The sequence below is a fragment of the Lysinibacillus sp. BNK-21 genome, assembly GCF_048684915.1.
Taxonomy (GTDB): Bacteria; Bacillota; Bacilli; order Bacillales_A; family Planococcaceae; genus Lysinibacillus; species Lysinibacillus capsici.
Genome location: NZ_JBLQTS010000001.1, coordinates 1,761,543 through 1,786,440, shown reverse-complemented (window position 1 = coordinate 1,786,440; position 24,898 = coordinate 1,761,543). Strand labels below are relative to the sequence as shown.

The 24,898-nt window shown below is 39.5% G+C and carries 27 protein-coding genes; 7 read left to right on the top strand and 20 right to left on the bottom strand.

Features of this window, described 5'->3' with window-relative positions:
- Positions 1-21: 21 nt before the first annotated feature.
- From moaD to ACMGGO_RS09000, 5 genes are read right to left on the bottom strand one after another with little or no spacing between them, the layout of a single operon-like run.
- On the bottom strand, positions 22-255 hold the full coding sequence (gene moaD, locus ACMGGO_RS09020) for a molybdopterin converting factor subunit 1 (protein ID WP_004230585.1): 234 nt from the start codon (positions 253-255) through the stop codon (positions 22-24).
- Positions 252-728, bottom strand: coding sequence for a molybdenum cofactor biosynthesis protein MoaE (locus ACMGGO_RS09015; protein ID WP_048392456.1), 477 nt, complete (start codon positions 726-728; stop codon positions 252-254). Before ACMGGO_RS09015 ends, moaD begins: the two co-directional genes overlap by 4 nt.
- Positions 725-1,243, bottom strand: coding sequence for a molybdopterin-guanine dinucleotide biosynthesis protein B (gene mobB / locus ACMGGO_RS09010; RefSeq protein ID WP_420281815.1), 519 nt, complete (start codon positions 1,241-1,243; stop codon positions 725-727). Before mobB ends, ACMGGO_RS09015 begins: the two co-directional genes overlap by 4 nt.
- A complete protein-coding gene (gene glp, locus ACMGGO_RS09005; RefSeq protein WP_420281814.1) occupies positions 1,213-2,502 on the bottom strand; it encodes a gephyrin-like molybdotransferase Glp in 1,290 nt (429 codons plus the stop codon). The genes mobB and glp overlap by 31 nt, the downstream gene beginning before the upstream one ends.
- Before the next feature lie 13 nt (positions 2,503-2,515).
- Positions 2,516-3,532: a thiazole biosynthesis adenylyltransferase ThiF gene (locus ACMGGO_RS09000; protein ID WP_288584813.1), complete on the bottom strand. Its 1,017-nt coding sequence runs from the start codon at positions 3,530-3,532 to the stop codon at positions 2,516-2,518.
- Positions 3,533-3,639: 107 nt separating this feature from the next.
- Here ACMGGO_RS09000 and ACMGGO_RS08995 point away from each other — a divergent pair, with 107 nt between their 5' ends.
- Genes ACMGGO_RS08995 through moaC form a run of 3 tightly spaced genes read left to right on the top strand, consistent with a single transcriptional unit; the run spans position 3,640 to position 5,196 of the window.
- Positions 3,640-4,134, top strand: a complete 495-nt coding sequence (locus ACMGGO_RS08995) for a MogA/MoaB family molybdenum cofactor biosynthesis protein (RefSeq protein ID WP_115673315.1) — start codon at positions 3,640-3,642, stop codon at positions 4,132-4,134.
- Positions 4,131-4,721: a molybdenum cofactor guanylyltransferase gene (gene mobA, locus ACMGGO_RS08990; RefSeq protein WP_420281813.1), complete on the top strand. Its 591-nt coding sequence runs from the start codon at positions 4,131-4,133 to the stop codon at positions 4,719-4,721. Before ACMGGO_RS08995 ends, mobA begins: the two co-directional genes overlap by 4 nt.
- The gene (gene moaC, locus ACMGGO_RS08985) at positions 4,714-5,196 is read left to right on the top strand and encodes a cyclic pyranopterin monophosphate synthase MoaC (protein WP_048392450.1); all 483 of its coding nucleotides are present in this window, start codon (positions 4,714-4,716) and stop codon (positions 5,194-5,196) included. The genes mobA and moaC overlap by 8 nt, the downstream gene beginning before the upstream one ends.
- Before the next feature lie 49 nt (positions 5,197-5,245).
- Here moaC and moaA read toward each other — a convergent pair whose 3' ends face one another.
- From moaA to ACMGGO_RS08970, 3 genes are read right to left on the bottom strand one after another with little or no spacing between them, the layout of a single operon-like run.
- Positions 5,246-6,262, bottom strand: coding sequence for a GTP 3',8-cyclase MoaA (gene moaA, locus ACMGGO_RS08980; RefSeq protein WP_054550427.1), 1,017 nt, complete (start codon positions 6,260-6,262; stop codon positions 5,246-5,248).
- On the bottom strand, positions 6,263-7,078 hold the full coding sequence (gene fdhD / locus ACMGGO_RS08975) for a formate dehydrogenase accessory sulfurtransferase FdhD (RefSeq protein ID WP_412758696.1): 816 nt from the start codon (positions 7,076-7,078) through the stop codon (positions 6,263-6,265).
- A 12-nt stretch (positions 7,079-7,090) separates the two neighbouring features.
- Positions 7,091-7,438, bottom strand: coding sequence for a DUF2294 domain-containing protein (locus tag ACMGGO_RS08970; RefSeq protein WP_420281811.1), 348 nt, complete (start codon positions 7,436-7,438; stop codon positions 7,091-7,093).
- 572 nt (positions 7,439-8,010) lie between these two features.
- Between ACMGGO_RS08970 and fdhF the strand changes: the two genes are divergently transcribed.
- From fdhF to ACMGGO_RS08955, 3 genes are read left to right on the top strand one after another with little or no spacing between them, the layout of a single operon-like run.
- Positions 8,011-10,947 (top strand): formate dehydrogenase subunit alpha, encoded by a 2,937-nt coding sequence (gene fdhF / locus ACMGGO_RS08965; RefSeq protein ID WP_420281810.1) that lies wholly within the window; start codon positions 8,011-8,013, stop codon positions 10,945-10,947.
- A gap of 4 nt (positions 10,948-10,951) precedes the next feature.
- Positions 10,952-11,431 (top strand): DUF1641 domain-containing protein, encoded by a 480-nt coding sequence (locus tag ACMGGO_RS08960; RefSeq protein ID WP_420281809.1) that lies wholly within the window; start codon positions 10,952-10,954, stop codon positions 11,429-11,431.
- A gap of 12 nt (positions 11,432-11,443) precedes the next feature.
- Positions 11,444-12,490 carry an Mrp/NBP35 family ATP-binding protein gene (locus ACMGGO_RS08955; RefSeq protein ID WP_420281808.1) on the top strand — a complete coding sequence of 349 codons (1,047 nt, stop codon included), beginning with the start codon at positions 11,444-11,446 and terminating at the stop codon, positions 12,488-12,490.
- Between the two features lie 46 nt (positions 12,491-12,536).
- Here ACMGGO_RS08955 and ACMGGO_RS08950 read toward each other — a convergent pair whose 3' ends face one another.
- From ACMGGO_RS08950 to ACMGGO_RS08935, 4 genes are all read right to left on the bottom strand, one after another.
- Positions 12,537-12,827 (bottom strand): hypothetical protein, encoded by a 291-nt coding sequence (locus ACMGGO_RS08950; RefSeq protein WP_048392436.1) that lies wholly within the window; start codon positions 12,825-12,827, stop codon positions 12,537-12,539.
- 93 nt (positions 12,828-12,920) lie between these two features.
- Positions 12,921-14,030, bottom strand: coding sequence for a PA2928 family protein (locus ACMGGO_RS08945; RefSeq protein ID WP_420281807.1), 1,110 nt, complete (start codon positions 14,028-14,030; stop codon positions 12,921-12,923).
- Between the two features lie 24 nt (positions 14,031-14,054).
- Entirely contained in the window at positions 14,055-14,885 is an 831-nt protein-coding gene (locus tag ACMGGO_RS08940; RefSeq protein ID WP_342556753.1) for a CbrC family protein, read from the bottom strand.
- Between the two features lie 25 nt (positions 14,886-14,910).
- Complete coding sequence (locus ACMGGO_RS08935; RefSeq protein WP_048392433.1) at positions 14,911-15,219, bottom strand: antibiotic biosynthesis monooxygenase family protein; 309 nt, start codon at positions 15,217-15,219, stop codon at positions 14,911-14,913.
- A gap of 88 nt (positions 15,220-15,307) precedes the next feature.
- On the opposite strand from ACMGGO_RS08935, the gene ACMGGO_RS08930 reads away from it, so the two are divergent.
- Positions 15,308-15,994, top strand: a complete 687-nt coding sequence (locus tag ACMGGO_RS08930) for an ArsR/SmtB family transcription factor (protein ID WP_066037762.1) — start codon at positions 15,308-15,310, stop codon at positions 15,992-15,994.
- 19 nt (positions 15,995-16,013) lie between these two features.
- Here the strand turns inward: ACMGGO_RS08930 and ACMGGO_RS08925 are convergent, their stop codons facing one another.
- From ACMGGO_RS08925 to ACMGGO_RS08890, 8 genes are all read right to left on the bottom strand, one after another.
- Complete coding sequence (locus tag ACMGGO_RS08925; protein WP_420281806.1) at positions 16,014-16,886, bottom strand: DMT family transporter; 873 nt, start codon at positions 16,884-16,886, stop codon at positions 16,014-16,016.
- A gap of 177 nt (positions 16,887-17,063) precedes the next feature.
- Positions 17,064-18,026, bottom strand: a complete 963-nt coding sequence (locus tag ACMGGO_RS08920) for an alpha/beta fold hydrolase (RefSeq protein ID WP_420281805.1) — start codon at positions 18,024-18,026, stop codon at positions 17,064-17,066.
- A gap of 163 nt (positions 18,027-18,189) precedes the next feature.
- Positions 18,190-19,551, bottom strand: coding sequence for a sensor histidine kinase (locus ACMGGO_RS08915; protein WP_054550443.1), 1,362 nt, complete (start codon positions 19,549-19,551; stop codon positions 18,190-18,192).
- Positions 19,548-20,222, bottom strand: a complete 675-nt coding sequence (locus ACMGGO_RS08910) for a response regulator transcription factor (RefSeq protein WP_112118421.1) — start codon at positions 20,220-20,222, stop codon at positions 19,548-19,550. Before ACMGGO_RS08910 ends, ACMGGO_RS08915 begins: the two co-directional genes overlap by 4 nt.
- A 141-nt stretch (positions 20,223-20,363) precedes the next feature.
- Positions 20,364-21,152: a lipid II flippase Amj family protein gene (locus ACMGGO_RS08905; RefSeq protein WP_054550492.1), complete on the bottom strand. Its 789-nt coding sequence runs from the start codon at positions 21,150-21,152 to the stop codon at positions 20,364-20,366.
- Between the two features lie 411 nt (positions 21,153-21,563).
- Positions 21,564-22,055, bottom strand: coding sequence for a kinase (locus ACMGGO_RS08900; protein ID WP_420281804.1), 492 nt, complete (start codon positions 22,053-22,055; stop codon positions 21,564-21,566).
- A gap of 16 nt (positions 22,056-22,071) precedes the next feature.
- A complete protein-coding gene (locus ACMGGO_RS08895) occupies positions 22,072-23,340 on the bottom strand; it encodes an MFS transporter (protein ID WP_112118420.1) in 1,269 nt (422 codons plus the stop codon).
- Positions 23,341-23,493: 153 nt separating this feature from the next.
- Positions 23,494-24,681, bottom strand: a complete 1,188-nt coding sequence (locus ACMGGO_RS08890) for an MFS transporter (RefSeq protein ID WP_420281803.1) — start codon at positions 24,679-24,681, stop codon at positions 23,494-23,496.
- Between the last annotated feature and the right edge of the window lie 217 nt (positions 24,682-24,898).

Genomic DNA, 24,898 nt, shown 5'->3' with positions numbered 1-24,898 from the left:
AAGCCAACTACCTCTTTTTGCTCATCCCCCACTGATCGGTGGAATAAAGGCGATTGTGTCGCCAGATTTGACAATCGTCGTATCCGTTGCAAATTCTTCATTAACCGCTGTCATGATCTGTTGTAATGATAGCTGAGGGTAGCGCTTTTCCATCCACTCTTTTAATTGCGCAACTGTCACATCTGACAGCTCTACTGATAGCTTTGATTCACCTAGTGCTTCCTGTAGGTGGGCAAATAACAAAATGTTAATCACAGGTTTTCCTCCTCCTGAATGGCTGGTTTCCCTTGCGGATAGGGAACATTTTCTAATTGATCACCAATCCACTCTGTCCCGTCCTCCCAATGTTCTTTTTTCCATATGGGCACGATTTGTTTTATACGATCAATTGCATATTCATTCGCCATGTAAGCTATTTTACGATGCGGTGATGACACAGCAATCACTACGGCAATATCGGAAATAGCTAAATGACCGACACGATGGGTGATGGCCACTTTTGCTTCTGGCCACTCTTCTTGTATTTCCTTTGCAATCTGTTCAAACATTTTAATCGCCATTGCTGGATAGGCTTGATATTCCAAATGCATCGTTTTTTTACCATTTGTCATTTCACGCACTGTACCGATGAATAATGTTATGGCTCCAGCATTTCGACTAAGGACTTTTTGTCTTACTTCCTCCACATCTATTGGTTGATCGATAACTTCAAATAACGCTGTCGTCATAGTTTTCCCCTCATTTCTGTCAACAAAAATTCCATATATTGTGATTCTTCATAAATCGAAAAAGCAGGGATTGCAAGGGATAGATCAAGCGGACAGCTTGGCCAAAAAATCACACAGAGGATATTGGTTACTTGCTGTAGTAGTACTTGATCCTGTGCAGTGCGCAGCAGCACAACCTTCGGATAATGTTCATTTTTATACCCTTCAATTAGCATGATATCCAGTGGAAGGGACTCATAAATCGCTAGTATATCAGCCAATTGCCAGCTATTTTGGTGGATACTCATACGTAAAGTACCCGCCCCCTCCACTGCTGTAACAACCGCACCTGCTTGCTCATGCCGACTACTATCCTTGGAAGTTTCGATCGTCGGTACTCCACCATGTCCATGATGCTTAATGGTTCCTACCCTTAGCCCTTCCATTGTAGCCTGCTTGATCAATTGCTCCATCAATGTTGTTTTCCCACTATTTTGATAGCCAACTATCTGTAAGATTTTTCGATATTGTCCCAAGGCCACTCACTTCCTTGCAGATCTTCTAGCAAAAGGACATCCACTTGCATACCCTTTTCATAGCCTCTAGAGCCACCTGGTAAAACAATGAATGCATTAGCTGTCGCTAAAGATGAAACTGCACTCGATTTATCGAACCCAGATGGGACTGTTACGAGCTTCCCTTTTTCATAATCGATACGAGCTCGTACAAAGCGTGTAAAGGGATTTGGCTTTGTAAAATCAGCCCCTAAAATAGCTTGCTCTCTGCGTAAATGTGGTTGAGTATGCCCATATGCAGAACGTATAATCGGACGTACAAATAGCTCAAAGCCAACATAGCAGGCTGAAGGATTACCAGAAAGGCCAAATAATAATTTGTCGTTGCGGGCAGCAACCGTTGTCACACTACCTGGACGCATCGCTATTTTATTAAACAATACCTTTGCATCAATCGCTTCGTAAATGGCTGGTAAATAATCATAATCACCTACGGAAACGCCACCCGTTGTAATTAAAATATCTACTTCCTGTAAGGCTTTTTCTACGTTTTCAATACATAATGTAAGATCATCACTCAACTTGCCGAAATATTTCACTTCTGCCCCAGCACGCTCAATTTGCGCCATCATCATATAGGCATTACTATTGCGAATCTTACCTGGCTGTAAAGCTTCACCTGGCTCTAGTAATTCGCTACCAGTGGCAAGCACACCAATAACTGTTTTACGATAAACAGGTACTTGCTCGTAGCCAAAAGTAGCAAGTAAGGCCATCACACCCGGGTTAATATATTGGCCTTGTTCAATGAGGACTGCACCTTGCTGTACATCTTCCCCTTTATAGGAAATATTAGTACCTGCTTCAAAAGGTCGTTTAATCGACATATACTTTTGATGATTTTCTTCGAATGTTTGGGTTAATTCTAGCATGACCACTGCATCACATCCTTGCGGTATCGGCGCCCCGGTCATAATGCGGACTGCTTGATAATCGCCAACTACGTCTTCATAGACATAGCCTGCGCCAATTTCTCCAACGACTTGAAAGCGGACTGGATGCTGTGAAGATGCCTCTTGGCTATCGACGGAACGAATGGCATAGCCATCATACGGTGAACGATCAAAAGCAGGTACATCATGATCGGCTCTAATAGCTTGTGCTATAAAGCGTCCATGTGCTTGCGTTAATGACACATGCTCCTTTTTTGCTTGAAAGGCATAGTCCATTACACGATGAACGGCTTCTGCCACAGGAATTGGTTGTCTTTTTTCTACCATTTGGTACACTCCCTTAACCTAATAAACGATAATAAATGCTTTTGGCTTTCTGTATATCTTGTATACCATGTATCACAACTCGCCCATCTTGGAAAATAACGATTCGGTAATCGTCCGCTTGGCAAGATAGCAAATAAGGATTAACCTGGACTTCTCCGTGGGAACGGAGCTGATTTGCCAGCTGATCAAGCGAATAGTAAATGGGCTTTGGTGGTCGAATTTGTACCGCGTCTCGGCCACAAAGGATCTGTAATTTCGTTTGATTTTCATAGGATAGGTAAGGATAGGTCGGCTTGTCGCCACAAGATGGACAATCACCTTGCCTTATTTTCTCCACATTGATTTCATAGTGTTGATTGTGCCAAACATCAAACGTTAAGTAGCTTTTTCGTAAGGCTTTGTCATCTCCAACAAGCAGCTTGAAAACCTCTGCCACCTGATAAGCAGCAACAATTTGAACTGCTGGACTAATAATGCCAACGGTATCACAAGTCATCCCTGTATGGGGCATCACCTTTAATAAGCAATGCAAACAAGGCGTTTTACCTGGTACAACCGTGTAAGTCGCACCATAACTACCAACACAAGAGCCATATACCCAAGGAATACGATATTTTTGCGCAAGGTCATTCATGACAAAACGAACATCAAAATTATCGGTCGCATCGACCATCACATCAACATCTTCTAGTAATGGTAGCAAGGTCTCTGTACAAGCATCCATAATGCCGACATGAATTTCTACCTCTGTGTTTATTTGTTGGAGACGCTTTTTAGCTGCGATAACTTTGGGCATTTTTTCTTGTGCATCTAGCTCTGTATATAATTGCTGTCTTTGTAAATTACTCCACTCTACATAATCACGATCAATGAGTGTCAGCCTGCCAATACCTGCTCGCACAAGCGCTTCTGCACTAGCACTCCCCAATGCCCCCGCACCTATAATAAGGACGTGTTTTTGCTGAAGGGATTGTTGCCCAGTTTGTCCGATAGGGTGAAATAATTGTTGTCTAGAATATCTATTTTGCATACGTATGTGGCCTTTCTTTCTATGAATTTTCGTTTGACCTTTTCATTTATAGCATTATAATAAAAGCAATGTTTTTTAGCAAAAACGCATTTGAAGGAGGTCTTACTGTGCATCCCACGCATCAGCAGCAACCAATTCAAGTTGCCATTTTAACGGTCAGTGATACACGCACAAAGGCAGATGATCATGCTGGTCAGCGTATTCAGTCCTTACTACAGGAAGCTGCATTTGAAGTTATAGACTACCAACTAACAAAGGATGAACCGCTCGATATCGCTCATTATGTTAAAAATTGGTGCAGCGATCCAACAATTAATACCATTATCGTTACGGGTGGAACAGGATTTACACCAAGAGACCAAACCTATGACACCATTCTGCCTCTGTTTGAAAAAGAAATGATGGGGTTTGGTGAATTATTTCGAATGCTCAGCTATGAAGAAATTGGCCCAAAGGCGATGTTTAGTCGTGCCACCGCTGGAAGTCTTCAGCAAACAGCCATTTATGTTTTACCAGGCTCTACAAATGCGGTGACTTTAGCTATGACGAAGCTCATAGTACCTACAGTCCAACATTTTGTCGGTGAGTTGAAGCGCGTATGAAAATTGCAGGTATAGTGTTAGCTGGCGGTCAATCCTCTCGCTATGGACAGCCAAAAATGTTTGAGATGTTTGCTGGACAGCCATTATATAAACATAGTCTCATAGCCCTGCAAAAAAATCAGCTGGATCCTCTTATTATCGCTACAAATGCGCACTTACAACATCAGTTTGGACAGGAAAATGTCCACTGGGTTATTGAAAAGCAGCCACATCAAGGCCCTCTTTTTGCTTTGCATCATATCATGACAGCCTATCCTGATGTGGAATGGTTTTTTGTCGTAGCAAGCGATATGCCTTATATGAATGCAGGATTTATCCAAAAAATGGTAAGTTTGATTAATGACACTTATGATGCCATTGTTCCGACGCAAGCACTACGCGATCAGCCATTAGCTGCATTATATCGACGTACTGCTTTACCAAAGGCGACACAATTAACGGCACAAAATAAACGGAGTATGAAAGTGCTTTTAGAGCAACTTCGTGTTTGTTATGTCCCTTTTGATGACAATAGCTCAACATTTATCAATATCAACGCACAACAAGACTGGTCACAAACAAGTAAAAAGGAGTTTAATAATGAATAATTTTACACACTGGAACGAAGAAGGTCGTCCTAAAATGGTCGATATCTCCGCAAAAGAAATCACAACACGTACAGCCATTGCGCGCAGTACGATTCTTTTATCCGATGCAGTCTATGAAGCCATCCAACAAGGTGGCATTAAAAAAGGTGATCCGACGCAAGTTGCGCAAATTGCAGGGATAATGGGAGCTAAAAAAACAGCTGATATTATTCCCATGTGCCATCCCATCATGCTACAGGGTACGGATTTCCAGTTTGACTATGAAAAAGCAGAGAATGGCTATGAGCTCCATATTCAAGCCACTGTTAAATGCAGTGGAAAAACGGGTGTTGAAATGGAAGCTCTCACTGCTGTGTCTGTCGCAGCACTAACTTTTTATGATATGTGCAAAGCCGTTGATAAGACGATGGTCATCAAAGAAACTTACCTTGTTGAAAAAACAGGTGGGAAAAGTGGCACTTTTGTGCATAAATAAACAGAAAAAATTCGGCATTATTGTGCCGATTTTTTCTGTTTTTTACACGCTACCCCCCAATATGAGACATTTCAATTTTTGACGTTTTCCTTTTTGCCATCGTTTGTTCATTGCGTTCATCTGAATAACGATCATTTCTTGTTTCCCAAACGTTCGTTATGCACTTGATGATGGCAGCATCATCTTGCCCTGAACGTAACAATTCCCTTAAATCCGTGCCTTCTGTTGCAAATAAACAAGTGTATAATGAACCTTCTGCAGAGAGACGAGCACGTGAGCAATTGGAGCAAAATGAATCCGTTACAGATGAAATTACACCAATCTCACCTTGAGCATCTTGATACTGATAACGCGTTGCCACCTCTCCTTTATAATTGGGCGCTACTGGTTGTAACGGCGTAAACCGATGGATTTGCTCAATAATCTCTTTTTTGGACACCACATCATCCAAACGCCAGCCGTTCGAATTCCCTACATCCATATATTCAATAAAGCGTAGAATATGCTGTTTTTCTTTAAAAAACTGCGCCATGGTAACAATATCTTGTTCGTTTTTCCCTTTTTGAACAACCATATTAATTTTTACTTGTAAGCCCGCTTCTGCAGCCTTTTCAATTCCCTCTAACACTGGCAATACCTTGCCTCTATGACCATTCATCTCGAAAAAACGCTCATCATCAAGCGAGTCTAAACTAACAGAAACTCGGGCTAAGCCTGCCTGTGCCAATGAGTGTGCGTATTTTTTTAATAACGAGCCATTGGTTGTTAAAGCAATATCTTCTACACCTTTTATGCGGTGAATACGGGCAATTAATTCAGGCAAATCACGACGTAGTAAGGGTTCCCCACCTGTAATCCGTATTTTTTTAACGCCCAATGAAACAAAGATTTTTACTAATCGTTCAATTTCATCAAAACTTAATATTTTATCAGACGGTAAAAATGCGTAATCTGGACCAAATACTTCTGCTGGCATACAATAGCGACAGCGAAAATTACAACGATCTGTCACGGATATTCTTAAATCTCTTAACGGTCTGTGTAATTGGTCTTGTAGATTCGTCATCTAATCTCCTTCTTTCAATTCATTAGCTGGTAATAGGATGCGTTGTGGGTGTGTATAAATATTCAATGTCTGTTGCCGAATAAAGCCAACCGTCGTAATACCAAGCTGCTCTGCTAATTGCAATGCTAATTCTGTGGGTGCTGATTTAGACAGTACGATGGCACAGCCTATTTTGGAAACCTTTAGTAAAATCTCCGATGATATTCGTCCGCTAAAGACGATAATTTTATCTTCCATACGGATGTTGTTGCGTAGGCAATAGCCGTAAATTTTATCCAAAGCATTATGACGTCCAATATCCATGCGACTTAGGACGATGCCATTTACATCACATAGTGCAGCATTATGCACCCCACCCGTTTTCTTAAAAATATCGGCACTCTCCTGCATCGCATGCATTAAACGGAAGCAATCTTCGGTCGTTATTTGCACATGGACTTGATCCATTTTTTTTGCTACTAATGCATCGTTCGTAAACACAAAGCCTTGTCGACTCATCCCACAGCAAGACGTAATATAGCGCTTGTTTTGCGTCTGTTGGTAATAAGGATTAATATGCTTTGTTTTAATATGCACAAAACCCTCTTTCTCTTGGTGCCAAATTTCCTCAATATCCTCAAAACTACGAATCACTCGTTCAGAAGCTAAGTAGCCAATAACCATATCTTCTACATACTCGGGTGTACAGACCATCGTGACAAATTCTTGCTGATTAATTTTTACGGTAACAGCGTATTCTGAAACAATTAAATCAACCATTTCTGTCACTCGTTGTCCTTCAACACGCACAATTTTTCTTGTCATTGCTCGATCCATAAGGCATCCCCTTTATTCACTGATATGCTTTTCAAAAACAAAGACGGAAATCGCAAAATCCTCTTCAATTTTAATATCTGAAAATAAGTGAAGTAATTTGCTGCCCATCAATTCTTCCATACCCTCTGGTGGCGATTGTCTATATAAATCTTGAATCATACTCGTCCTTGCAGCATGCACCATTTTCAGCCCTTCTGGTGTACTGGCAATAAATTTTTCTGTCGGAGTGATATTTCCGTATAAGGTAGATACAGCCATATTCTCTACAAAAACGGTATGAATACGCTCCGGACCTTTACCAAATACTTCCTTTCTTAACTTTCGAATCATGTCATTAAATTCGTGATTTTTTTTAGACATAGCAACGATTCTCCCATCATAATTAAACTTTTTTAGGCAAATGGTTATGTAGGCCACCCTTACAGTTTGTTAATGATATAGCAACTTTTAAAAAAATAAAAGAGAAAATACTTTTTGATAACAATTCTCATTTAATAAATTTTATGATAAATATTGTTCATTTTGAAGGAAAGGGCTATAATATGCATATCAAATGGAATTAATTTATTTTGAACCCTATGTTACGATGTTGCATAGTGTTTTTAATAGTTGAATTCTATTGTAATTAAAAAATAAAAGTAGATTGAGTTTTTAGCAAGACCTGCTAAGAATTTTATCCACCATGAATTATTAGCATGTCTCGGACATGTAATTTCATGGTGGATTTTTTTATTTTTTCAAAACCGAGACATGGATAACATGTTATGATCTAGCAATTTACCTATTTTGAGGTAGCTTCAAGAACCATTGGGAATTACAATGATAACAAGACAATCTTTTCAACAATCACCAACTCGATTTGTTATTCCCTTTTGTCTTAAGCTGTACCATGTTATTCGATTCGTCTCAAAGTGCAAAAGGAGGAAGTTACCTTGACTCAAATTAATATTAATGGCGTACCGTATGAAGTAAAAGAAGGAGCTACAATCCTTGATACCATTAATCAACATGACATTCCGCATCCACAGATTTGTCATGTGCCCGCTGTTGACCCCATTGAAACATGTGATACATGTATCGTAGAAGTGAATGGCCAATTAGTTCGTTCCTGCTCTACAAAGGCAGTAGACGGCATGAATGTATTCCTAACTTCTGACAAAGCTAAAGCGGCACAAACAGAAGCGATGGACCGTCTACTCGAAAATCATTTACTGTATTGTACAGTTTGTGATAACAACAATGGCAATTGTGCTTTACACAACACTGCCGAAATGATGGAAATCGAGCATCAAAAATATCCCTACCAGCCAAAAGTGGAACCTCATGAAGTAGACATGTCACATCCGTTTTATCGATATGATCCTAACCAATGTATCGCTTGTGGTCAGTGCGTAGAGGTTTGTCAGAATCTACAGGTAAATGAAACATTATCCCTTGATTGGGAAGCAGAAAGACCACGTGTCATTTGGGATACGGGCGTTGCTATCAATGATTCTTCCTGTGTAAGTTGTGGTCAATGCGTAACCGTATGTCCATGTAATGCCTTAATGGAAAAATCCATGCTTGGAGAGGCTGGATTTATGACTGGCCTCAAACAGGATATGTTAGATCCGATGATCAGTTTGATTAAGGAAGTTGAACCAGGCTATAGTGGTATTTTTGCCGTTTCTGAAGTGGAAGCAGCCATGCGTAGTAAGCGCACCAAAAAAACAAAAACAGTATGTACTTTCTGTGGTGTAGGCTGCTCGTTCGAAGTTTGGACAAAGGGTCGTAAAATTTTAAAAGTACAGCCTTCCGATGGTCCAGTAAATGCGATTTCTACATGTGTCAAAGGGAAATTCGGCTGGGATTTTATCAATTCTGAGGAACGTATTACAAAACCACTCATTCGTAAAAATAATGAGTTTGTGGAATCATCGTGGGATGAAGCACTTGATTTAATTGCAACAAAACTAGGTGGCATTCAACAACAATATGGTCCAGGTTCTGTTGGCTTTATCTCCTCTTCTAAAATTACAAATGAAGAGAATTACTTAATTCAAAAAATGGCCCGTCAATTATTTGGCACAAACGATGTCGATAATTGTTCTCGTTATTGCCAATCTCCTGCAACTGATGGTTTATTACGTACAGTTGGCATGGGAGGAGATGCTGGTACGATCAAAGATATCGCTAAGGCTGGACTTGTCATTATTGTTGGGGCTAATCCAGCTGAGGGACATCCTGTTTTAGCAACACGTGTGAAACGTGCACATAAATTACATGGTCAAAAATTAATTGTTGCTGATATTCGTAAGCATGAAATGGCAGAGCGTTCCGACATCTTTATGCGTCCAAAGCAAGGTACTGATCAAGTTTGGTTAATGGCTGTTACCAAATATATCGTTGATCAAGGTTGGCATGATGAAGCCTTTATTCAAGAAAACGTCCTTCATTATGATGATTTTAGACAAGTACTTGCAACCTATACACTTGATTATGCACAAGAAATGACTGGTATTAGTAAGGAAACATTGATCGAAGTAGCTGAAATGATTCGTGATGCAGATGGTACATGTGTTCTTTGGGGCATGGGTGTAACACAAAATACTGGTGGCTCCTATACATCCGCAGCGATTTCAAATTTACTTTTAGCAACTGGGAACTATCGTCGTCCAGGTGCTGGTGCCTACCCACTCCGCGGCCATAACAATGTGCAAGGTGCCTGCGATATGGGGACACTTCCAAATCTTTTGCCAGGCTATCAAAGAGTCACAGATGACGAGGCACGTGCAAAATTCGAAAAAGCCTATGGTGTCCCTATTCAACCACACCCTGGTCGAAATAATATGCAAATGTTAGATGCGATCATGGAAGGGAAAATGAAAGCGATGTATTTAGTGGGCGAAGATATGGCACTTGTTGACTGTAATGCCAACCATGTAGATGAGGTGCTTTCACAGCTTGACTTTTTCGTTGTCCAAGATTGTTTCCTATCACGCACAGCACAATATGCAGATGTGATTTTACCTGCTGCGCCTTCGCTTGAAAAGGAAGGTACATTTACGAATACGGAACGTCGTGTTCAACGCCTGTATCAAGTATTACCAACACTTGGTGAGTCGAAAGCAGATTGGGAAATATTGCAAGCGGTTGCTCGTCGTTTAGGGGCAGATTGGCATTATGATCACCCAAGCGACATTTTTGATGAAATGGCGAGCCTGTCTCCCCTCTTCTCACAAGCCAACTATGATGTTCTTGAAGGCTGGGGAAGCTTCTGTTGGGGTAGCCATGATGGTAAAGATACACCATTATTATATGAAGATGGCTTTAACTTCCCTGATAAGAAAGCTCGTTTTGCTTTAAATGATTGGGTGCAGCCTGTTGAGTTTGAAGCACAATACGATTGTCATATTAATAATGGCCGTATGCTTGAACACTTCCATGAAGGAAATCTAACAAATAAATCGAAAGGTATTCAATCGAAAGTACCTGAAATTTTCGTTGAAGTATCACCAGAATTGGCGAAAGAACGAGGCATTGCAGATGGAGCCCTACTTCGTTTAGTGTCTCCATATGGTGCCTTGAAGCTAAATGCTCTTGTTACAGATCGCGTACAAGGAAACGAATTATTCTTACCAATGAACTCTGTTAGCAAAGATTCAGCCATCAACTTCCTAACTGGTCCTGCAGCAGATGTGAATACGTCAACACCAGCTTATAAACAAACAAAAGTACGAGTAGAAGTGCTAAAAGCAAAAGGTAAATCACCACTTCCTCGCACAAACCCACGCTATAAAAAGCGTCATCCTCAAAATGGTGTTGAGGTACAACGAAAATGGAATCGTCCTGGCTACGTTCACTTAACAACCATAAACGAAAGAGAGTGAGAGCATGGCTGTACCCATTACAGGCATTAAAAAACAACAATTAACAGAAGAACAACTAAAAGAACAAAAATTAGATAATCTAAAAGAACTGCTTTCTGAAAATGAAGAAGCCGTCAATCAGGTGTTTAGTATTATGGCTGAATTAAATGATATCGGTGCACTAGAAGCAGCAATGAAGCTACTTGAAGCCAAAGAGGAAGTGGCACATATTGCACTTGGACAATTAACACGTAAGCCTGTAACCAATATCATTAACAATTTAATGGGTGTTGCGGGAGCATTGACGGAGCTCAATCCTGAAACAACGACTAAGCTGATTGAAGGCTTAAATACAGGCGTAGAAGAAGCAAGCAAAGCACTTGAATCTAATGAAAAGGTCAGTGCCTTTAAGCTCATGAAAATGATAAACGATCCAGATGTCAATCGTGCGCTCAATTTTGGGGTTCATTTCTTAAAGGGACTTGGCAAAGGCTTAAAAGAATAAGGTGGTTCCTAAATGTTAACAAAAGAAAATGTTGTAAACACATTGAAACAGGTGAATGATCCTGAGCTACATCAGAGTATTGTAGATTTGAATATGGTGCGAAACATTCAAATACATGACAACCATATAGCCTTGGATATTATTTTGACCATACCAGGATGTCCGTTAAAGGCGAAAATACAGCAAGATGTGGAGGAGGCCTTACAAGCGCTTGGTGCCTCCACTGTTACCATTAGCTTTGGCTCTATGACAGATCAGGAGCGTCGCACTTTAACCGCCTCTCTACAGGCAAAGAATGTGACTGATCAAGGAATGCCAAACATGCTACTGCCTAATTCTGGTGTTCAATTCATTGCCATTACAAGTGGTAAAGGCGGTGTTGGAAAGTCTACAGTGACCATTAATTTAGCGGTTGCACTTGCTCGTCTTGGCAAACGTGTAGGTATTTTAGATGCTGATATTTATGGTTTCAGTATCCCTGCCATGATGAAGATTGATCAAAAGCCTACCATGCTTGATCAAACGGCGATTCCAGTAGAACGTAACGGCGTAAAAATAATGTCGATGGGCTTTTTTACAAATGACAACCAGCCTGTTATGTGGCGTGGTCCTATGCTCAATAAGTGGATTCGCAATTTCCTTGTCAACACGCTATGGGGAGATTTAGATTACCTCCTCATCGATTTACCACCTGGTACAGGAGATGTTGCAATTGATATGGCTGCGATGATTCCACAAGCCCAAGAAATCATCGTGACAACACCGCATCTTGCTGCTTCTCATGTTGCATCTCGTGCAGGCTTGATGGCGCAACATACGAAACACAGGATTCTTGGTGTTGTTGAAAACATGTCCTATTTTGAAGGCGCTGACGGTCAAAAAAACTATCTATTTGGACAAGGTGGAGCCGAACAATTAGCAGATTTATTACAGACAGATGTAATCGCTCAAATTCCTTTTGCTCAACCTGAGGAAAATACAGGTTCCTCGGTCTATGATGAAGTGTCGATAATCGGTGAAGTGTTTACTCATTTAGCAGAAGATCTACTCTATAAATAATTTAAAACCCTTGATTTGTTTTTACGCAAATCAAGGGTTTTTTCTATTACTTATAACCAGCCTTTTGTAACACCTGCATGAAATAAAAACGATACGTATTTTTTACAAATGTCTCTAGAGGTAGCCCTACATTCACTTGATATTTTGTAAATATAAAATAAAATCGTTTATCCCACTTTAGGCGTAATAACTCGCCTGCTTCTTCGCCATACTTCATCGTAAATTCTTCCATCAAAGGTTCGATCATCTCATAACAATAATCTTTTAAATGGGCCAGTGCTTCAATATCCTTATCCCTTTGAAAGCGTATAATCCAATCTACTAATTGTTCATTCATATTTGCACGCCGTCCTTTTAAAAAGAGTTTCTTCCTATTAAATTATACTCCTTTTTTGGCGAATCAAAAAAAGAACGATTTTTCCAGTAGATTTCACTCATCAATAGGACGATTCCAACGTAGATGATAGTGAACAGACCTCTTTTTCGTTTCTTTATCGAATACTAGTAATCTATCACCAGCTTGAATGACGTAGCTATTCTCTAATATCCGAACAGTGGGCTGTTGTTGTTGGGAATTAATGATGCCAATATTGCGTTCCCACAATACCTGACGTTTGTTCATATCATAGAGCAATAACATGTGTTCAGCACTTTCTCGCTGTGTTTGCCTATATGAAACAAGAGCCGTTTTTTCTATGATATCTACATCCACCACTTTTGGTTGTAAATTTTCATAGGCTTGAATGGCTGGCTCGGTTAGGACAGCTTGACTAAAATCGCGAATGACCTGATAATCCTCTACAGGCTGTGGATGTGTAGCAAAATAGCCCGGCAACTCTGTCTCGATGAAAAAACGGGCAGATAGGTAATCTTGAGCCTTCGAATCCTCACTTAATGTTTTACCATCAAAGCGATAGAATTTGCCATCGACCCCTTCCAAATATAAATGGTTCTCTAGGACAGCCATTTGATGTGCATTATTGCTCAATATCGCTATTAATGACGGATGTTGCGTTCGAAAATCTTTTTCAGAAAGTAGTTCTTTGCCTGTTTCCATATCTACCAAGGATAATTGACCAAACTCATCATTACGATGATGGACAAGAACCCCCCCCATAAATTCCCCAAGCAGTGTTTCTTTATAGGAAGCTGATTTTGTCCATTGCTTTTCACCTGTTTGTAAATTCACAGCTACTAGGAGATGATGTGCGATTAAATGCGTAATTCCATTCGATGTCCCATTATTTTCTGAGCCTTGCACCATTTGAACAGCAATACTTTGTGAATCATCTGTATAAATCGGCGAATCGGATTTGATGGGAAAGCCTCGCCCCGCTAAGCCAAAAACAATCATTAATAGATTACTGACGAATAAAAAGGCAATGAGCAAAATGCTAGAAGTAACGAGGCGTTTACGTTTCAAGACGATAAACATTAACAGTAAAAATCCTATGCCCAGCACGATGCAGAAAAAAATATCATGGATAAGCCAACCATTTAAACGCCATGAATAGATATATCGTTGTAGAAATTGTTCCACTTCTCTACCCCCCTCAAACAACGACTAACTAAAATCTGAATAAAGGACATAACGGTCACATTCCAAGCATTGAAATAAATAGCCTTGATGATGACCATTGTTCATTAAGGATGCAGAAAGTTCTTCTTTTGAAAAGCCGGTATAATTATCAAATTGATCCTCAATTCCTAGCTCTACTAAATCACGCCAACCAACATAGCCGATAAACGCACAATAGTCAGAGCAATGTGCCACCCAATTATTGCCCTGCCAGCTTACATAGCCAGGCGTCCGAAAGAGTACTTCCTCAGCAAACTTGGGGTTCGTAACCTGTTCATCATCCATTAAGTCTTGCTGGAAAGAACCATCATATTTTTGAGCTGCTTCCCCACTATGGATGCAGGAAGGACAAAGATAATCTACTTCCTCAATTGCATAAATACCACCAGTATAATAGACATCCACTTCTTGCTCGCAACAATCACATACAACGATTTCATCTGTTTCAAAAATTTCAGCCTCTAGAGGGTTTGGTAGATATTTAAACGTTGGAATTTTCGTTTTAAGCTGCTGATGGTCTCTAATTTTTCTTGGCAGCAGAGGATTCACCGAATTTGGTTTATCTATGTAGGTCTGGAGAACGCCATACTTTTTTCGATCCTTTTTATCGTCTTTATTCATAATGACAGTAAATAACTGATATGCCTCATGATACATCCTAAGTAAACAGTAGACCTCTACTAATATCCTTAATGTTTCTTCTGTTTGTTGAACCTGCTTTAATTGATCTTTAAAAATATGCATTTGATTAATGGTTATCGGATTGGAAGGATTAAATTTTTGTCTTAGTTCGTGCCATTCTTCCACAATCGTCATAAAAAATAAGCCTCCTTCTCACTTGCTATTTGGCAAATGAATAATCTTTTATCATTTGGCAGATTTCCACTTTATAGTTTGTGTACCATTTGTCTTTACCCAATTGTTGTGCTGTTAAATGCTTGGCATTGTCTTTCCATGCTTGGATAGCCTCTAGCGATTCCCAATAAGACACCGTTATGCCCTTTCCTTCCTCATTTCTAACACTTTCAACACGAATGAAACCAGGCTGTTGCTGTGCTAAGGCTTCGATTAGATCAGCCATCTTGCCATAGCCATCCCCATCTTGCTCAGTTCTTTGCGATGTAAAAATCACTGCATAATATGTTTCCATTTATTTCTCCTCCTCTATTACTTTTATTGTAAACCATAATGACTTTGACTAAAATCTAAATATAGGACACTGAAAGGATTGTGACAGAATGGGAATTAATCCAAACATGGCAGAAATAGCGGCACTTCTTGGTGAAACGTCAAGGGCAACCATACTTGCTAGTATGATGGACGGTCGTTTTCATACGGCTAGTGAACTAGCATATATGGCTGCCATCAAACCACAAACTGCTAGCTTTCATCTTGCTAAATTAGTAGAAGGAAAGCTGATAAAAGTTGAAAAACAGGGTCGTCATCGTTATTTTCAATTGGCTGGTGAGGACATTGCTCAATTTTTAGAGTCATTCCTAGCCATCTCTCCACCACCTGAAGTACGTTCATTAAAGCAATCGAGCCAAATCAAGTTATTACAGGATGCTAGAACTTGCTATGATCACCTTGCCGGTAAATTGGGTGTCCAATTAACGGAATCGATGCTCAAGGCAGGCTATCTTACATTGGAGGGTAAACAATTTGTCCTGACAGATGAGGGCATATTATTTTTTACGACATTCGGAATCGATTTAACTGCTTTAAAGAGAAAACGACGATCCTTTTCTCATGCCTGTTTAGATTGGAGTGAACGGCGTTATCATTTAGCTGGTGCACTAGGCTGTGAGCTATTAAATCAATTTTTCAACCTTGGTTGGCTTTTACGAGTTCCCTCTATTCGCGCCATTAAAGTGACGGAGAAAGGGAAAATAGGCTTTAAAGAGGTCTTTCATTTAGATTTGTAAATTAGGAAAGGGCATGGAGTTATCTCCTAGCCCTTTCTCCACTAAAAGTTCGGTTTACTAAATAAATGCCCATGATGATGAATAAGCCGCCAACCATTAGTGATGGTTTTAACGGTTCTTCCAATAACACCCAGCCTGTTAATACGCCAAAAAAAGGAGCTAAAAATAAATAGGCACTTGTTTTTCCTGGATCACTATTTTGCAGAAGATAATACCACCCTGCAAATTGTATGATCGAGGAAAAAATACTAAGCCACAACAGAATCAATAACGATTGTGGATTCACAATAAAAAATGGCTGTTCTAACAATGCGCTTCCTAGTAATAAGAGTAAGCCTCCAAATAGCATCTGATAAGCAGATAAAACCCACGTATCAAATAACACGCCCCATTTTTTCACTAACAAGGTGGCAGTAGCCCAAAAAACAGCTGATAGCAAGCCAAAAAAGATGCCTACTTTCAATTCAACTTGTGCCCCCATCGTAATCATCACCCCGATTAAGCCAAACAAAACCCCGATCCATTGATAGAAACGGTAGGACACTTTCATGAAAATGGTGGCAAAAATTACAACTAGTAATGGGTTTGTAAATGTTAAAATAGAAGACTCACTTGCCGTAATGGTGCGGAGACTTAAAAAAATACACCCCATCACACCTGCTGTTTGAAAGAGCCCGATCATGCATAACTTGAACCACTCCCTCCTTGTAATAGGATGAGGTCTCTTCAAGATGATAACAACGATAGCCATGATTATACCAGCCAATATAAAGCGAAGTGCAGCTAATAATAAAGGAGAGGCATACGGTAAGCCTAATTTAACAATGGCAAATGATGAACCCATTAAAAAGGTCGTTACTACTAATAAAGCAATAAATTGATAATTTTTCATCCAATAACTCCTTACCTGATAGAATAATTGTTCTACGTACATTATAATCAGGAAGTATTTCAATGCTCATCGAAGTATGGATTACAACTCAATTGAAAGATTTTATAAGATTTCGTAAGGAAGAGGATAGTATTAAAAAATCTTACCTCCAAAAGCAAAGAGGTAAGAAACTATGGATTATTTATTTTGCATAAACGATCTGACGTTGTCTGCGATTTCCTCCGATTTTGTATGGTGTAAGTAATGATCCCCATCCAGTGTGATTACTTTGCCGTATACGGAATGTTTGACTTGTTCTTCATGCAGCGGTATCCAGTTCTTTTCAACTCCACCACTTTTCGCTTGGACAAATAAGAGAAGAGGTAAATCTTTAGGGAATGTAAGAGTTTTGGCTGCCGTGAAATTTTTGCTAATATGCTCTAATTCATTTGAAGTGCTTGTATTATAAAAGTTTTTGAGTGTAATCATCCTAATTTGCTCTTTTGTGTCGTCATCATACGGAAGACCTGCATAGGGATCATCTGAAAATTTTATAAGAATTCTTGCAATCCCTGATTTTTTTAGCAGCTGTAACGACTTAATTGGAAACTTCGTGTCCATACCACCCTGTGTAGGGACACTGCTATCAATCCCGACAAATCCAGTTACCTCATTCGGATATTTATTAACATAATCGAGTCCATAGATGCCTGCTATCGAATGTCCCATTAGCATATACCGATCAATCTTTAACTCCTGTAAAGCTTCATGGATTTCACTAACAATATTCTCTGTGCTTCGTTCTTTAGCTGTATCCTCACTTAAGCCATAGCCAAAGGGCTCTATTGAAACGATTTTATAATAGGGAGCTAGTTCATCTATCAATGGCTTAAAGTCGAGCGTTGGTGCTGCAGTACCGAAGCCTGGTAGTAATACGATGGTTTCAGCACCCTTACCTTGAATGGTGACATTCATTTTTTCCCCATTCACGGCGACGAGCTGACCATAAGGTTCTATTTTTCCTTGCTCTATCTTGTTGCAAATAATGTTTATTGTAAAAACAATGACAAGTAGCCCCACAATGGATATACCTAGGACTGCCATTGATTTCAGTAAAACACGCATAAATTTTTTCATGTTTGATGCACGAGAGGGATTCACCTTTACTCGTGCCTCCTCCTTTACTACGATTATTCCAGCTACTTTTGAGCTGTTAGTGCAACAATAAAGGAGAGAGATGTCTTCCGAATGACGACAATATGAACACAAGATGAACAACAAAAAAATGTTACGACATCTGTATAGGAGTCGTAACATGCTCTCTTTAATTTAAGGTAATAGGTAATTTGACAATCATTGTCGTTCCATGCCCAAGCTCACTCTCGACTTCAATTTCTCCTCGATGTAGTAAAACGATTTGCTTCACGATAGCAAGCCCCATCCCACTTCCTTCATACTTGTGACTATGGGAACGATCGGCCTTGAAAAACCGTTCGAATATACGTTGCTGATCCTCTAAAGAAATCCCAATGCCTCTATCCGTTATTCGGACTATCACATGATTTGCACTTTGCTTCATGCTGATCTCAATCGTATCATTAGGACTTGAAAATTTAATACTATTCGTAAGAATATTTGTCCATACCTGATGTAATTGATCGTAATCAGCCATGAGGCGAACAGCCTTCAACTGGAGCTCAAAATCAATATTGCGAGAGGACCATTGAGGCTGGAGGGAGACAATGACACGTCTAATTTGTTCATCTAGACTGAACGTATCGAGATGCATTGGCTGTGTCTTTGATTCTAGTAAGCTCAGCTTTAAAAGGCTATCACTCATCTTAGACATTCGATTGGCCTCCGAAATGATGATATCAAGATAACGGTTTTTCTCGTCATCCGTTACATCAACTTGTTTCAGTGCCAATGCGTAACCAGAAATGGAGGTAAGTGGAGACTGCACCTCATGGGACACATTCGATACAAAATCTCTCCTCATTTGCTCTAGCTGCTGTAACTCCTCCGCCATATCTTCAAAGCTTTTAGCCAACGTACCTAACTCCCCTGATTGCTTAATATTTAATTCGACATTGAAATCACCACCAGCAATATGTTTAGTGGCTTGTGTTAGTTTTTTGATTGGCTTGACTAAAAACATCGCTGCAACTAAAAACACAACGCTTCCAATAACAAGGGCATAAGTAGCAAAATTTAGAATCAACTTGATGGAAAAGGAGGTTGAAGGTAAAGCAATCGTTTGGATAAACATCGCTCTCGTTCCCATTTCAGTTGTTAGAGGTATGCCGACAAGTATGGATGAAATACCACTTGGAATTACTTGAATGACCTCTCCATCCAGTACAGCTTGTACTTGTTCCATTGTTACAGGGGCTAACTGATTGCCATGAAGCTTTCCGTAAGCTGTAAACTGCCCTGTTTCTTCATAAATGCGAACATGATAGGATTCAAGCTGATGCATATCACGTATAAAACGATCGGCTTCATGATATGGCAATGTGTTAAAAATTTGTACCATGTCTTGTCCAAAATTTAATAAGGGGATTTGTAAGTTTTCATTTAATTTATCTTTAAATACCCATGTTGCCATGAAAAAAGAGATAACCGTTCCCCCAATGACAGCAACTAGAAAGATTAAAACGACGCGAGTATATAAAGATTTAATCATTCCTCAACCTCAAGCCTATAGCCCAGACCCCTTATTGTGTCGATATGAAAATCAGTGATGGTGTTGAAGCGCTCACGCAGGCGCTTAATATGTACATCGATGGTTCGATTATCTCCCGCATAATCAATCCCCCAAATTTGATCGATCAGTTGTTCTCTTGTATAGACTTGTCCAGGTGTTTCGGCAAGCTTATATAATAATTCAAATTCCTTGAGCGGTAGTGAAATAACATCTTTTCCTCTCATAATTTTATAGGTCTGACGGTCCAGCGTGACTTGACCAAGTTGAATGGTCTGCGAATGGCCAATCCTGTAGCGCTTCAAAAGTGCCTTTACACGTACAGTTAGCTCTAACGGATCAAATGGTTTTGTTAAATAATCATCTGTTCCAAGCTCAAAGCCCTTCACTTTTTCCCATGTTTCCCCTCTTGCAGTCAGCATCAGGAGAGGAAGATCCGTATTCGTTTTGCGGAGCTCCTTACATAGTGTCCAGCCATCCATCGTTGGCATCATAATATCTAGTACAACAAGATCAATAGGTGTTGAGCCGTAGATGGCTAATGCTTCTTTACCATCTCCTGCCTCCATTGTAGTGAACCCGTCTTTGCGCAGAAAAAGGCAAACAAGTTCACGAATGTTCGCATCATCATCCGCAACAAGTATCGTCGGCATACATTCGTTCCCCTCTTTTCGAATCTATTATTCACCCACATTATACTATATAGTTTCTTTACTTCTCCCCTACCACACCTCACGATTAATTGCTGTAGCCTAAAAAACCACTTCCTAAAAACATAAAGGAAGTGGTTCTAATCAAGCAATTAACTTTGCAAACCATGCAACGTAATGAGCACCTGGAATCAATAGTAACTGTGCCACAATGGTTCCTAAAAATCTGGAGAACATCATCATAACAGACATTCTTTTCAGGTCTAGATAGCTTCCTCTCTTATTGATCACATCATCTGCTAGAATGGATATTTTCGGGTCAATGAATAGGATTAATAGTATTGTTGCAATGCCATTAATTAATCCAGATGCCATAACAGCAGTAGTCTTTAATTCTGGTACTAATAATGTGGCATACAATGCAGATAAAACACCAATCGTATAGATAGCTGTAATAACAATATTGATAACAAATAATTTAATCGGTATATCCTGTAGACGAATGCCTTTTAAATAACTAAAATTGGGTGTATGAATATGCTTAATCCCCCGTCTTACATAGTCAAATGTAAAGCCCTTTTTCAATAAAGCCGGGATTGAACCTCTTTCCTCAGCCAAATGAACGATAGCTCTTGAAAAAATGGCTACAAAGGTGGGAATAAGTAAGATTCCTACTATTGTTCCAAGCGAAGCCGCTCCAATAATTAGTCGAAATTGATGTTCTACAAATGTCATGGCATTATCCGTAGGTGCTGTATCAACAAGGCTCCCTGTGAATGGTTGTTGCATCATATTGGCTAACCTCGACACCATGACCATTACATTAAAAAGAGATAAAGCCGAAGCTAGTAATTTGACACGTGCTCCTGATAAACGAACTGCATATGCAAGCGTTTCAATCGCATGAATGATTAAAATAAATAAAGCAATCATGATTAATTTTTCTGTTATTAAATTCACATATGTACCTACTCTTTGCTTTCTAACGATTTAATATTGTAACGCTTATTCAATAAAATAGTTCCAATTGAAAAAATGTGCTGTCCACGCCATAAAGGTAATTATAAAAGGCGAGAGGTTGATTATTTCCAATGTGGAGAAGTGATGAGTGACTACCCTCGCCATAAAGAGTAGTGAACACCTTTGTTTTATTTGAAAATTTTTTCTAAAAAAGAAACATTTTAATGGGTTGGAGTGGAAGGCTACTTGAATCTTCTTGAATAGCGATACAGGTAACCTCTAAACGGAGCTGTGTTCGCCCAGAGGAAAGCATGTAACCTGCACGGAAATTTTTCAACACTATGAAAAAACTTACCCTAAGAAAGGGTAAGTTTTTTGTTACTTCTACATTTGCTTTACCATTAATTTTAATAAATCATCCTGTGACATCTCTTCCGTCAGCAGCGTTTCACCATCCACCCCAAGATAATCATGCGGATTCCACCAAGCACGTAAAGAATCTTCCCCGAAGTCATTTTTTTTGGAGCTAGAATGATGACGAATAACGGTTTCCTCAAAAGATAAATCAAAATAATAAGTATTGGCCTTCTGATCATAGAAGTGGATTAAATCCTTTAACATAGCTCCATAACGACTGGCATATAATATTCCTTCTACAATGACAACTTCACAACGACCTTTACCATACTCTGCGATTTGACGAATTAATTCAATAGAAAGATTGCCTTCTCGATCATGCACCTTTAACATATCACGTCGGACAACATCTTGCGCAATCAAAAGTGTACCATGTCCAAGATGATGCTGAAGTTTCTTTGCAATTGTCGTTTTCCCACTACCTGAATTTCCTCGAATAATAATTAGCTTAGAGTCCAATTTCCCCTTCTCCTTTTTAAGCTGCTCTCCTAGACCAAATGACAACAGGAATCAATACTAACGACAATAGCCCTCCTGCTAAGGACAACACTGCATAGCTTGAATTCGCCACTACCATACCTGATAGCGCACCACCTGATGCACCTGCCAATGCCACAAAAACATCCATCTTCCCCTGTGTTTTTGCACGGGTAGAAGGCTCCGTCGCATCAACAATTTGAGCAGTTCCACTAATTAAGCCAAAGTTCCAACCTAATCCCAGTAAAGAAAGTGCCACAATGAGTAACACCATTGAATCGCTTGGTGCAAATGCAGCCACTACGCCAGCGAGTAGCAACGTAATACCTGAAGCTATACTCATTGCCGTACGTCCGATTTTATCAACAAGAATACCTGTGACAAGTGATGGCAGATACATAGCACCTACATGAAACCCTATCACAATACCAACCTCGGCTAATCCATGTCCATGATGTTTCATATGTACAGGTGTCATTGTCATGATGGCCACCATGACAATTTGTGTCAGGACCATAACTGTTGCTCCTACCGCTAGGCCTCTTTTATTGCTAGATATAGGCATGGATGGTGTTTGATTTTCTTTGTTCATTTTTTGCTTATGTGCCTCTATGGCTTTCGCTATTTCTAGCGGGTCAGGACGCAACATAGTAAACAATACAAGCCCCGCCATAATAAAGGCCAAAGCAGATAATAGAAATGGACCCGCTAGAGCTGGAATACCGATAGACAGCGCCACTTTTCCCATCCATTCTACTAAATTCGGACCTAAAACAGCACCAAACGTGGTCATAAGCATGGTTGTACTAATCGCCGTAGCACGTTGCTTATTATTGGCTAAATCTGTCCCAGCGTAACGTGCCTGTAAATTAGTTGCCGTACCAGCTCCATAGATTAATAGAGAGGCAAACAATAACACAATACTATTCATTAAAGTAGCAAGGACTACACCTATTGCACCAAGTCCACCCACTATAAAACCTGTTGATAAGCCTATGCGGCGACCATAACGCTGTGATAGTTTTCCTACAATGAAAGCTGCACCCGCAGAGCCTAACGTAAATAATGCAGAGGGTACACCCGCATAGGCATCCGTTCCAAGCATTTGTTGTGCCAGTAGAGCGCCTACCGTAATACCCGCCGCAAGTCCAGCTCCTCCAAAAATTTGGGATAAGCTAACAACTATCAGTACACGCCTATATAGGTTTTTTAGTTTTTCTGGTGACTCAATATAGGACGCAATTGACTCTTGAGATTTTTCAACCATTTTTCAACCTTCTTTCTCTATGTATATCAAACAAGATTACTTGAATTAATGAAGAAGGAACCGTCTCCATCTAGACAGTTCCTTTCCTATGCTACCATCTTTTTATACCTCTATCGTATGCCCCAATTGGTGTCATGCATAAAGGACATGATATTAATGTGCATGCATAACGACATTCTTTTTCTTTGCGTAAAATAAGAAAGTAGTGGTTAAACTTAAGCTTATGATTCCGAAAACAAGTCCCATACCACTTAAACCAATTAAATCTAGCATCATACCTGTCGATAAAAGCACGATTTGAAAGACGACGGAATCAATCATGTTGCGGAATGAGAAAAAGCGTCCATGAAACTGTTTGGGTACTTGTTTTTGGAAAATTACCATTGTCGTTGGGAAAAAACAGCCAACTGAAAAGCCAAAAACGCCAAATGCCACTAAAGCGAAAAATGGAGTCTCTGCAAGTAATAATAGGAGCTCCATTGAGCCTATAATAAAGGCTAATGAAAAAAGCAGTGTACCCATTTGTACACGGTCAGCAATCATTTTCAAACCAGCTGCACCAAGCATAAATCCGATACCTTCCACCGTATACAATAATCCTGAAATTGTGGTAGATTGATGAATTTCAGATATTTTCATAATCACTAAATTAAAAGAGCCTAAAAATAATGTAGGAATTAACATTAAGACAAGCGTCATCAAGACGACTGGATGCTCTTTGATCATCGGTAACACTTCTTTAAAATTCCCTTTTTCTTTGTTTGTCATCGTTTCAGTAGATGCTTCATCCAATTGCAATAAACTAGTAATGACAAACATGCCTAAATAGACAATAAATGAAATAATATATAACCATTTTAACTCAAAAAAACTGAGCATAAACCCGGCAGCGGCTGTACCGATGATCCTTGAAATGGTTCTCGCATTCATTTGCCAAGCATTTAATGTAATTAAATCCTGTTCCTTCGCAATCATGGGAATAATAGATTGCAAGGCAGGCATATAAAATGCTGCTGCTATTTGCAGTGTGATTAAAAATAGAATCATCCAAATGACATAATTAGTATAAAGTGCGATAAACATAAATAAAACACTGATGATGCGTCCGATACTCGCCAACTGGACAACCGTTTTTTTCTTCGATTGGTCAATGATACGCCCTGCCATTGGACCAACGACTAAGCCTGCTAAAATACCACAAGAAATAATTAATGATTTGTGAAAGTCAGAAGGTACTACCTCTTGCATAAAGGCTAAATTGCCAATAATGCCAGCCCATAAGCCGAGACCTACGACAAATTCACCAAATAAAATAATCCATACGTTTCGATTTCTCCACATGCTGTTCTCCTTGTTGCTATCATAAAATTTATCGTAACAAAATTTTAAATATTCGTACATAACAATATAGAAAAATTTGCTAGATGCTACTATTCTTTCTCTTTCTAGTTTATCTTAACGAGTATACTATTTTTCCTAGAAGTAGTACTCATTCAAAAGTTTGAACTTGTCCTCAAAAGAAAAAACATCGTTTGATGGGCGTATCAAACGACGTTTT

Excerpts from the sequence above, each read along its gene's own strand:
- ACMGGO_RS09015 (WP_048392456.1), bottom strand. The coding sequence starts at position 728 with ATGACGACAGCGTTATTTGAAGTTATCGATCAACCAATAGATGTGGAG.
- glp (WP_420281814.1), bottom strand. The coding sequence starts at position 2,502 with ATGGTAGAAAAAAGACAACCAATTCCTGTGGCAGAAGCCGTTCATCGT.
- ACMGGO_RS09000 (WP_288584813.1), bottom strand. The coding sequence starts at position 3,532 with ATGCAAAATAGATATTCTAGACAACAATTATTTCACCCTATCGGACAA.
- mobA (WP_420281813.1), top strand. The coding sequence starts at position 4,131 with ATGAAAATTGCAGGTATAGTGTTAGCTGGCGGTCAATCCTCTCGCTAT.
- moaC (WP_048392450.1), top strand. The coding sequence starts at position 4,714 with ATGAATAATTTTACACACTGGAACGAAGAAGGTCGTCCTAAAATGGTC.
- moaA (WP_054550427.1), bottom strand. The coding sequence starts at position 6,262 with ATGACGAATCTACAAGACCAATTACACAGACCGTTAAGAGATTTAAGA.
- fdhD (WP_412758696.1), bottom strand. The coding sequence starts at position 7,078 with ATGGATCGAGCAATGACAAGAAAAATTGTGCGTGTTGAAGGACAACGA.
- ACMGGO_RS08970 (WP_420281811.1), bottom strand. The coding sequence starts at position 7,438 with ATGTCTAAAAAAAATCACGAATTTAATGACATGATTCGAAAGTTAAGA.
- ACMGGO_RS08960 (WP_420281809.1), top strand. The coding sequence starts at position 10,952 with ATGGCTGTACCCATTACAGGCATTAAAAAACAACAATTAACAGAAGAA.
- ACMGGO_RS08955 (WP_420281808.1), top strand. The coding sequence starts at position 11,444 with ATGTTAACAAAAGAAAATGTTGTAAACACATTGAAACAGGTGAATGAT.
- ACMGGO_RS08950 (WP_048392436.1), bottom strand. The coding sequence starts at position 12,827 with ATGAATGAACAATTAGTAGATTGGATTATACGCTTTCAAAGGGATAAG.
- ACMGGO_RS08940 (WP_342556753.1), bottom strand. The coding sequence starts at position 14,885 with ATGACGATTGTGGAAGAATGGCACGAACTAAGACAAAAATTTAATCCT.
- ACMGGO_RS08935 (WP_048392433.1), bottom strand. The coding sequence starts at position 15,219 with ATGGAAACATATTATGCAGTGATTTTTACATCGCAAAGAACTGAGCAA.
- ACMGGO_RS08930 (WP_066037762.1), top strand. The coding sequence starts at position 15,308 with ATGGGAATTAATCCAAACATGGCAGAAATAGCGGCACTTCTTGGTGAA.
- ACMGGO_RS08925 (WP_420281806.1), bottom strand. The coding sequence starts at position 16,886 with ATGAAAAATTATCAATTTATTGCTTTATTAGTAGTAACGACCTTTTTA.
- ACMGGO_RS08915 (WP_054550443.1), bottom strand. The coding sequence starts at position 19,551 with ATGATTAAATCTTTATATACTCGCGTCGTTTTAATCTTTCTAGTTGCT.
- ACMGGO_RS08910 (WP_112118421.1), bottom strand. The coding sequence starts at position 20,222 with ATGCCGACGATACTTGTTGCGGATGATGATGCGAACATTCGTGAACTT.
- ACMGGO_RS08905 (WP_054550492.1), bottom strand. The coding sequence starts at position 21,152 with ATGATTGCTTTATTTATTTTAATCATTCATGCGATTGAAACGCTTGCA.
- ACMGGO_RS08895 (WP_112118420.1), bottom strand. The coding sequence starts at position 23,340 with ATGGTTGAAAAATCTCAAGAGTCAATTGCGTCCTATATTGAGTCACCA.
- ACMGGO_RS08890 (WP_420281803.1), bottom strand. The coding sequence starts at position 24,681 with ATGTGGAGAAATCGAAACGTATGGATTATTTTATTTGGTGAATTTGTC.